Source organism: Streptomyces ossamyceticus, assembly GCF_001418475.1.
GTDB lineage: Bacteria > Actinomycetota > Actinomycetes > Streptomycetales > Streptomycetaceae > Streptomyces > Streptomyces ossamyceticus.
In genome coordinates, this window is the sequence record NZ_LIQX01000795.1 from 1 (window position 1) to 7,946 (window position 7,946).

10 protein-coding genes and 3 pseudogenes are annotated in these 7,946 nt (G+C 71.6%); 3 read left to right on the forward strand and 10 right to left on the reverse strand.

What is annotated here, in order from left to right; genetic code table 11:
- Window positions 1–59 precede the first annotated feature (59 nt).
- From AOK15_RS48955 to AOK15_RS38895, 4 genes and pseudogenes are all read right to left on the reverse strand, one after another.
- Window positions 60–262: pseudogene (locus tag AOK15_RS48955) on the reverse strand (hypothetical protein); the annotation flags it as partial.
- Window positions 263–310: 48 nt separating this feature from the next.
- Window positions 311–493 carry a hypothetical protein gene (locus tag AOK15_RS38890; protein ID WP_055523653.1) on the reverse strand — a complete coding sequence of 61 codons (183 nt, stop codon included), beginning with the start codon at window positions 491–493 and terminating at the stop codon, window positions 311–313.
- Window positions 492–749: pseudogene (locus tag AOK15_RS48070) on the reverse strand (DEAD/DEAH box helicase); the annotation flags it as partial. The pseudogene AOK15_RS48070 and the gene AOK15_RS38890, both read right to left, overlap by 2 nt.
- A 191-nt stretch (window positions 750–940) precedes the next feature.
- Window positions 941–1,144: a cold-shock protein gene (locus AOK15_RS38895; protein ID WP_028799214.1), complete on the reverse strand. Its 204-nt coding sequence runs from the start codon at window positions 1,142–1,144 to the stop codon at window positions 941–943.
- A gap of 446 nt (window positions 1,145–1,590) precedes the next feature.
- Here AOK15_RS38895 and AOK15_RS38900 point away from each other — a divergent pair, with 446 nt between their 5' ends.
- The gene (locus AOK15_RS38900; protein ID WP_055523656.1) at window positions 1,591–1,878 is read left to right on the forward strand and encodes a hypothetical protein; all 288 of its coding nucleotides are present in this window, start codon (window positions 1,591–1,593) and stop codon (window positions 1,876–1,878) included.
- Window positions 1,875–2,294, forward strand: coding sequence for a DUF3151 domain-containing protein (locus AOK15_RS38905; RefSeq protein ID WP_055523658.1), 420 nt, complete (start codon window positions 1,875–1,877; stop codon window positions 2,292–2,294). Before AOK15_RS38900 ends, AOK15_RS38905 begins: the two co-directional genes overlap by 4 nt.
- Before the next feature lie 142 nt (window positions 2,295–2,436).
- Here the strand turns inward: AOK15_RS38905 and AOK15_RS38910 are convergent, their stop codons facing one another.
- From AOK15_RS38910 to AOK15_RS48435, 5 genes are all read right to left on the reverse strand, one after another.
- On the reverse strand, window positions 2,437–3,987 hold the full coding sequence (locus tag AOK15_RS38910) for an MFS transporter (protein ID WP_055523661.1): 1,551 nt from the start codon (window positions 3,985–3,987) through the stop codon (window positions 2,437–2,439).
- Between the two features lie 269 nt (window positions 3,988–4,256).
- Entirely contained in the window at window positions 4,257–5,279 is a 1,023-nt protein-coding gene (fbaA, locus tag AOK15_RS38915) for a class II fructose-bisphosphate aldolase (RefSeq protein ID WP_055523663.1), read from the reverse strand.
- Between the two features lie 183 nt (window positions 5,280–5,462).
- Window positions 5,463–6,017 carry an orotate phosphoribosyltransferase gene (gene pyrE / locus AOK15_RS38920; protein WP_055523665.1) on the reverse strand — a complete coding sequence of 185 codons (555 nt, stop codon included), beginning with the start codon at window positions 6,015–6,017 and terminating at the stop codon, window positions 5,463–5,465.
- A 34-nt stretch (window positions 6,018–6,051) separates the two neighbouring features.
- Entirely contained in the window at window positions 6,052–6,846 is a 795-nt protein-coding gene (locus tag AOK15_RS38925) for an aldose epimerase family protein (RefSeq protein ID WP_055523668.1), read from the reverse strand.
- Between the two features lie 307 nt (window positions 6,847–7,153).
- Window positions 7,154–7,285, reverse strand: a complete 132-nt coding sequence (locus AOK15_RS48435; protein ID WP_276206258.1) for a hypothetical protein — start codon at window positions 7,283–7,285, stop codon at window positions 7,154–7,156.
- Window positions 7,286–7,376: 91 nt separating this feature from the next.
- Here AOK15_RS48435 and AOK15_RS38930 point away from each other — a divergent pair, with 91 nt between their 5' ends.
- Window positions 7,377–7,595 (forward strand): hypothetical protein, encoded by a 219-nt coding sequence (locus AOK15_RS38930; protein WP_055523671.1) that lies wholly within the window; start codon window positions 7,377–7,379, stop codon window positions 7,593–7,595.
- A gap of 10 nt (window positions 7,596–7,605) precedes the next feature.
- On the opposite strand, the pseudogene AOK15_RS38935 reads toward AOK15_RS38930, so the two are convergent.
- Window positions 7,606–7,946 (reverse strand): annotated as a pseudogene (locus AOK15_RS38935) (carbon monoxide dehydrogenase); the annotation flags it as partial.

Genomic DNA, 7,946 nt, shown 5'->3' on the forward strand with positions numbered 1-7,946 from the left:
CTGCCGACGCGCGTCGGCAGGGCCCCACCGGGATCCTGGGGGCGGTCTCCCGCCCGTGGTCACACAGCCACAGGTCCGGTGCCGCCGGACGCGGTTCGCACGACAGCGGGCCCGCCCACACCCAGAGGCGCACCCGCGTCCGCCTCCACCCCCAGGCGTACCCACGCCTGCCCCCACCCACGGGCGCAGCCTCGGGCCATTCGTGGCAGGAGAAGCCAAGGCGGGTCATGGCCCGCGCGACCTCACCCGCGGTGAAGTCGCGGGAGGCCGAGGACGGGCCGCCCCAGGGTGGGCCCCGGGGTGAGACGGATCAGCACTGCAGGGCGGGTACGCCCTGAATCCGGCCGCACTCACCGACGCCGACGACGCCGTCAACACCGCCGACGCGGGCACCGGGCGAGGGCAGAGGTCCGTCGAGGATGTCCCGCAGCCGGATCCGGTCCGTGCACGCGGAGCTGTCACGGAGAACGGCGAGCCGGACCAGGGTGATCAAGGGTCGCCGCCTGGATCGGGAACGGTACGGTCACGCCTTCGTGGCCGAGCGTGGCCAGCGGCGGCGCCGGTATGGGGAGATCGGCGAACGATTCCACGGCGGGCAGGGCGGGTGTGACCGTCTTCGGCAGGGCGAACTCGCCCCGGGCCGGCTGGCGTTTCCCGTATCCGCCGCGTTTTCCCTGTCCGCCGGAGCGGCGCGTAGTGGCGCTTCCTCCGGGGCGGTCGTATGCGTGACGGGTGCGTGCGCGGTTCATTCGCCGCGAGGAACATTCCTCGATGCGGGCACGTATCAAGGGATTTACGCAGCAGAATGAGCGGCGCAGAGAATCGCGAGAACGCGGGCCGGAAAGCAGGGCCTTATCGCCCACCCTGGAAATGAAACGAGCTGGGGCCCGCACCCCAAGGTGCGGGCCCCAGCTGCGAAGTATGCGTCAGTGCCGCTTCGTCACGCGGGAACGATGTTCTCGGCCGTCGGGCCCTTCTGCCCCTGCGCGATGTCGAAGGACACCTTCTGGCCTTCCAGCAGCTCACGGAAGCCCTGGGTGGCGATGTTGGAGTAGTGGGCGAAGACGTCGGCGCCGCCGCCGTCCTGCTCGATGAAGCCGAAGCCCTTTTCCGCGTTGAACCACTTCACGGTGCCAGTAGCCATTTTGTTTCTCCTTCGGAGACGGTGTCAGGAATACACCCTGCGCGCATTCCGTGTCGCCGTGATGATCAGCCGTAGGAAAAACCTTCTGGCAACCACACCTGCAACTGAGATCGACAGTAGCACGGCGCGATCGGCCTTGGGTGGTGGATAATTCCGCTCCGCCGGGCGGTCGAGGGATGCTCGCCGTATCCCGCACCTATTTCTCATTTCGCGGGAACAGATATTGCTCTCCGCGGGCGCGGATTTCCTGTCGTGCGTGTCCACTCGCAGCCCTGTGACCTCCCTCGACAGGGAGATGTGCCGCTGCCGACGTCGTCGGCGAATGGCACCACCGCGACAGCGGCCGGCGCTGCCGCAGGAAATAAAGGTCACATCCATCGCGGAGAGCGCGGCGACCGGCTGCCGGGGCCAGGCGAGGCAACGCAAGGCAAGGCAACGCAAGTGTCATGGAGGCCGCGCTCCTGCCACTGGAGACGACGGAGTCGCGCGACATCGCCGCCGAGCTGCCCAACCTGCCCGCCTGCCCGACTGCCGGGCTGCCCGAGATGCCCGACCTGCCGGAGCCGCCCGAGCTGCCCCCGTTGCTGAGCGCCCTTACCGGGCGCCTCGGCCCCGTCACCCGCGTCGGCCGCGAGGACGTCTCTCCCGCTGTTCCGAGCCCCCCGCCCTCCGTACCCGTCCCACGTCGTCGGCTTCCCGAACTCCACGGCGTGAGTGGCAGACTGCAACCATGACGACTCACAAGAACCTGCTCGGCGGCCCGGAGCCGACATACCTCCCGGAGAACGAAGAGGCGTACCGCCTCCTGGGCGAGGAGTCACAGCCTCCGGCCGAGGTCGTGGCGAAGTACCCCACGTTCTCGCTCGCATGGGCCATGCTCGCCGACGACGCGTTCGAGGCCGGGCGAGTGGTCGAGTCGTACGCGTACGCGCGCACCGGCTATCACCGCGGTCTGGACGCACTGCGTCGGGCCGGCTGGAAGGGCCACGGGCCCATCCCTTGGGACCACCGCGCCAATCGCGGCTTCCTGCGCTGCCTCGCCGCCCTCGCCCGTGCCGCCGGTGAGATCGAGGAGAAGGACGAGACGGAGCGCTGCTGGCAGTTCCTCAAGGACAGCAGCACCGAGGCGTACGACGAACTGAAGCGGTAGTCACCACGGCGAGGACGAGCACGACCGTGCCGCCGTCACCTGGGAGGCGACGGCGAGGCGACGGCGGCACGAAGCGCACGATCACAGGGGGCACCCTTCTCCCAGGGAACCGTTCGGGCTCTCGTGAACCGGTGTACGGCTCTTACTCCCCGGAGGGGTGCGGCCTGCCCGGTTCGCCCTGCCCGGCGAGGCCCGGACCGCCCGGACCGCCCGGCTCGCCCGTCCCGGAGGGGTCCGCCCCGCTCTGTTCCCCCTCCAGCGGCGGCGCCGTCACCGAGGCGTGGGTACGGCATTCGGGGTGGGTGCAGTCGGCGGCCGGGCGGCGGACCGTGGTGAAGGCCAGGGCCGCCGCGGCCAGGAGCAGAGCCGCGCAGACCGGCATGGCCGTGGTGAACGCGTCGTCGAACTGGGCCGGGTCCCGGTACGCCTCCGGGCCCATCCCGGCGATCAACGGGAGCGCGGCCACCGCGATGAGGCCGGCGGCGCGGGCGGCGGCGTTGTTGATGCCGCTGGCGAGGCCCGCGTGCTCGGTGGAGACGGACGCGAGCACCGTGGCCGTCAGCGGCGCCACGAGAGTGACCATGCCCAGGCCCATGACGAGGAGCGCGGGCAGCACGTCCGTCGGGTACGAGGCGTCGGGGCCCACCCGCAGCATCAGCAGGACGCCCCCCGCGCACAGCACGGGCCCGACCGTGAGGGGGATGCGCGGGCCGATGCGTTCGCCGAGGGCGCCCGCCCGGGAGGACAGCAGCAGCATCAGGACGGTGATGGGGAGCAGGGCCGTGCCGGCGGCGAGCGCCGAGTACCCGGAGACCACCTGGAGCTGGAGCGCGGCGAGGAAGAAGAAGCCGCTGAACGCCGCGTACACGAACAGGGTGACGATGTTGACCGCCGTGAACTGGCGGGACGCGAAGATCTCCGGCGGCATCATCGGGTCGGCGCGGCGGCGTTCGACCCGGACGAAGGCCACGCCCGTCGCGACACCGGCCACGGCCGCGACGGCGACCGGGACCGAGCCCGTCGTCGCCTCGATCAGCGCGTAGGTGACGAAGGCCAGGGACAGGGCGCCGAGGGCCGCGCCGAGGACGTCGAAGCCCCGGCCGTGGGTGCGGCCGTCGCCGGACTCCGGTACGTGGCGCAGGGCGATCGGGACGCAGAGCAGGGCGAGGGGGACGTTCAGGAGGAAGACCCAGCGCCAGCCGGGGCCGTCCACGAGCCAGCCGCCGAGGAAGGGGCCGACGGCCGCACCGATGCCGCCGAACCCGGACCACAGGCCCACCGCCCGCGCCCGGTCGTCCGGGTGGAAGGAGGCCTGGATGAGGGCGAGGGAGCCGGGGGTGAGGAGGGCGCCGCCGACGCCCTGGAGGGCTCGGGCGGCGATCAGTACGGCCGCGTCGGGGGCGATGCCGCACAGGAGGGACGCGGCGGCGAACCACACCACGCCCAGCACGAAGATCCTGCGGCGGCCGAAACGGTCGCCGAGGGCACCGCCGAGGAGGATCAGACCGGCGAGGGTGAGCATGTACGCGTTGACGGTCCACTGGAGGGCGGCGAGGTCCGCGTCCAGGTCGCGCCCCATCCGGGGAAGGGCGACGTTGACGACCGTCGAGTCCACCATGGCCATGCTCGACCCGAGGACTGTGGTGAGGAGGATCCACTTGCCCTGAGCGGAGGCGAGCCGTACGTCGGCCATGCAGGGATCATCCCGCGTGGGAACCGTTCGGGCCAGGGGGCGGCGGGCACGCGGCACGCGCGGGGGCCCGAGGTACGGGCGGGAAAAGCGCCCTCGCGGCCGAGGCGGGCCGGACAACGAGCTGGACCCGCGGGCCGGACACCCGGCTGGACCCGCAGGCCGGACACGCGGGCGGAAACGGCGACTGCCCGCAGCCTTGCGGGCTGCGGGCAGTCGCGGTGCGACCGTCGGACGACCTCGGACGACCTCGGACGACCTCGGGCGACGGGTTACTTGATCTTCGTGCCCGCGGAGCGGAGGTTGTTGCAGGCCTCGACGATGCGGGCGGCCATGCCGGCCTCCGCGAGCTTGCCCCAGGTGCGCGGGTCGTAGGTCTTCTTGTTGCCGACCTCGCCGTCGACCTTCAGGACGCCGTCGTAGTTCTGGAACATGTGCGCGGCGACCGGACGCGTGAAGGCGTACTGGGTGTCGGTGTCGATGTTCATCTTGACGACGCCGTTCTCCAGGGCCGTGCGGATCTCGTCCTCCGTGGAGCCGGAGCCGCCGTGGAAGACGAAGTCGAACGGGGACTCCTTGCCGAAGCGGGCGGCGACGCCCTCGTTCAGCTCCTTCAGGAGGTCCGGGCGCAGCACGACGTTGCCCGGCTTGTACACGCCGTGCACGTTGCCGAAGGACGCGGCCAGCAGGTAGCGGCCCTTCTCGCCCAGGCCGAGGGCCTCGGCGGTGCGGATCGCGTCGTCGACCGTCGTGTAGAGGGAGTCGTTGATCTCGTGGGTGACGCCGTCCTCCTCACCGCCGGTCGGGGTGATCTCGACCTCGAGGATGATCTTCGCGGCGGCGGCGCGGGCGAGGAGCTCCTGCGCGATCTCCAGGTTGTCGGCGAGCGTCTCCGCGGAGCCGTCCCACATGTGGGACTGGAAGAGGGGGTTCTCGCCGCGGGCGACGCGCTCCTCAGAGACCGCCAGCAGGGGACGTACGTACCCGTCGAGCTTGTCCTTCGGGCAGTGGTCCGTGTGCAGCGCGACCGTGATGTCGTACTTCTTGGCGACGATATGGGCGAACTCGGCCAGGGCGACGGCGCCGGTGACCATGTCCTTGTTGTGCTGGCCGCCCAGGAACTCGGCACCGCCGGTCGAGATCTGGATGATGCCGTCGCTCTCCGCCTCCGCGAAGCCGCGCAGCGCGGCGTGCAAGGTCTGGGACGAGGTCACGTTGATGGCCGGGTAGGCGAACTTTCCTGCCTTCGCCCGGTCGAGCATCTCGTTGTAGACCTCGGGGGTTGCGATGGGCATGGTCCGCTCCTTGTATGTGCGGGTGGCGTTGTGCTTACGAGCCCTGACCTAGGGTTGCGACATCATCGTCGGCCCCATCTTTCCAGACGTGACCGGATGCTCCGGCCAGGGTGTACGAAACTGTGCGGTAACCCCTGACCTTGGTGTTTATACGACGGCCACGTCGGCCACGACGGACCGGTCTCAGTCGAGACCCAGCTCGTCCTTCGAGAACGCGAACCGGTAGGGGACCCCGGCGCCCTGCTCGATCTTCTCGGCGGCGCCGGTCGCGCGGTCCACGATGGTGGCGACGGCGACGACCTCGGCCCCGGCCTCCCGGACGGCCTCGACGGCGGTCAGCGGGGAGCCGCCGGTGGTGGAGGTGTCCTCGACGACCAGGACCCGGCGGCCCGCGATGTCCGGCCCCTCGACCCGGCGCTGCAGTCCGTGCGCCTTGGCGGCCTTGCGGACCACGAACGCGTCGAGGCGGCGGCCGCGCGCGGCGGCGGCGTGCAGCATCGCGGCGGCCACCGGGTCGGCGCCCATGGTGAGACCGCCGACCGCGTCGAAGTCGAGGTCGGCGGTCAGGTCGAGCAGCACCTGTCCGACCAGCGGGGCGGCCTCGCCGTCGAGGGTGACGCGGCGCAGGTCGACGTAGTAGTCCGCCTCCAGGCCCGACGACAGGGTCACCTTGCCGTGCACCACGGCCTTGTCCTTGATCTGCTGCAGCAGCGAGCCGCGAACGTCCACGTCAGTCATGGCAGCCAGCTTAAGGGGGCCGTTCCGCCCGCCCTCACAGCCTGCGCCAGCTCCAGGTCGTGGTCGCCTCCAGCGGGTCGATGGGTGTGACCAGCCGGGGGTGGGTGTTGAGCCCGTTGGGCGGGCCGGTCTGGGGTTCGACGCACACGGCCTCCGCCTGCTCGTCGTAGACCACGACCCACTCCTCCCGCGAGGCCACCTTCAACTCCAGTCGGCCGGGCCAGGTGAGGGTGACGTCGACGCCGTCGGGCATGCCGAAGCAGTCGTCCCAGGGGCCGGGCCTCGGGTCGATCCTGTTGCCGGTGGGGAGGTGGTCGGCGCCGCGCTCCTCCTGCCAGGCGGGGGCGAAGTCGAGCCGTACGTCCTCGCCGCCGTCGCCCAGGGTGCGGTTGAACCAGGGGTGCCAGCCGATCTGGGCCGGGAAGGACGACTCGTACGTCTCCACGGACATGGTGAGGGTGAGGGCGTCCGGGGTGAGCGTGAACACCTGGGTGACACGGCCGGGGTACGGCCACGGGTCGACGAGGTCGTAGGTGAGGACGGCCTCGGTGTCGGTGCGGCTCGCGACCCGCCAGGGGCTCTCGCGCGTGGTGCCGTGGATGGCGTGGGGCGGGGCGTTGAGGGGCATCTGCTGGACGGCGCCGCCGCTGAGGAAGCGGCCGTCGCGGACCCGGCCGCACCAGGGGACCATCGGGAAGCAGCCGAACCGGTCGCCCTGGCGCAGGAGTTCGAGCCCGTCGATCCGTAGCCCCGCCACCCGTCCGCCGTTGGCCGGGGCCAGCACCGCCTGCGCGTCGGCCGCGGCCAACGTGATCTCTTCGCTACTCACGTCGTCGACCCTACTAAGGGCTGCCGCCCGGGCTCCCGCCGACATCACCGCGGCGGGCCAAGGGGTGCGCAAGGAGGGGGATTTGACGGTACGCCGTGAAGCGAGACGTGCGGCGTGGAAGAACGGGGGCAGCGGAGGGAAGAGGCTGGGCACGCGCGGGGTTGAGGGAGCGAGGGTCCCGGAGACACGGGACTTCGCAAGCGAGGGATCCGGGCGGCGGGGGCCGCAGAGGCACGAGTTCCGACGACGGGGTTCGACGGTACGAGGCTCCGGCCATACGGCACCTGGGCGGTCCGGGACTCCAGCGTTACGGGGCCTCGGCGGTCCGGGACTCCGGCAGTACGGAGGCACGGGACTCCAGCAGTGCGGAGGCACGGGACTCCAGCAGTGCGGAGGCACGGGACTCCAGCAGTACGAGGGCTCGGCGGTCCGGAGCCACGACGGCTCGGGCCCAGGAACTCCTGGTCTCACGTGGGCGTCTTACCCGGTGAGGCTCGATGTTCGTGGTACGCGACGAGAGGCGGTTTGCCATGCAGGCGGACGACACGACCAAGCTCGAGACCACACTGGTGGACGGGCGGCGTCTGACGTTGTCGCTGCCGCCGACGGACGCGGGATGGGCAGCCGGAGGCATCAAGGGGCTGCGTCCCGTTCCGCCCACGCACACGGGGCGCGGCGAGGAGCCGCCCGCCCTGCCCGAGCGCCCGGTGCTCCCGTTGGAGATAGCCCTGCTCGGCCTGGGCGCGTAGGCGGAGCGCCTCAGCGGCGTCGGCGCAGGGCCCGGGCCACGATGACGGCGGAGGCCACGGCGAGGGCCGCCGCCGGGGCCGCCCAGCGGAGGGCGACCGTGCCGACGGAGCCGCTCTCGGGGGCCGGGACGGGGGCGTAGCGGCCGCGCGGTGGCGCGTGGTCGACCTCCTCCGCGCTGCGGCCGATCATCGTGCGCCGGGCGTGCGCGGCCTCAGCCGGCGGCTCACCCCCGGCCACGAAGTCGTCCTCGGCGAACGGATCCAGCGAGGGCGGCGGCACCTCGGCCTCGAACACGGAGGCCGGCGGCACCTCCCCCACCCCGGCCCCGACGTCGTCATCGTCATCGTCAT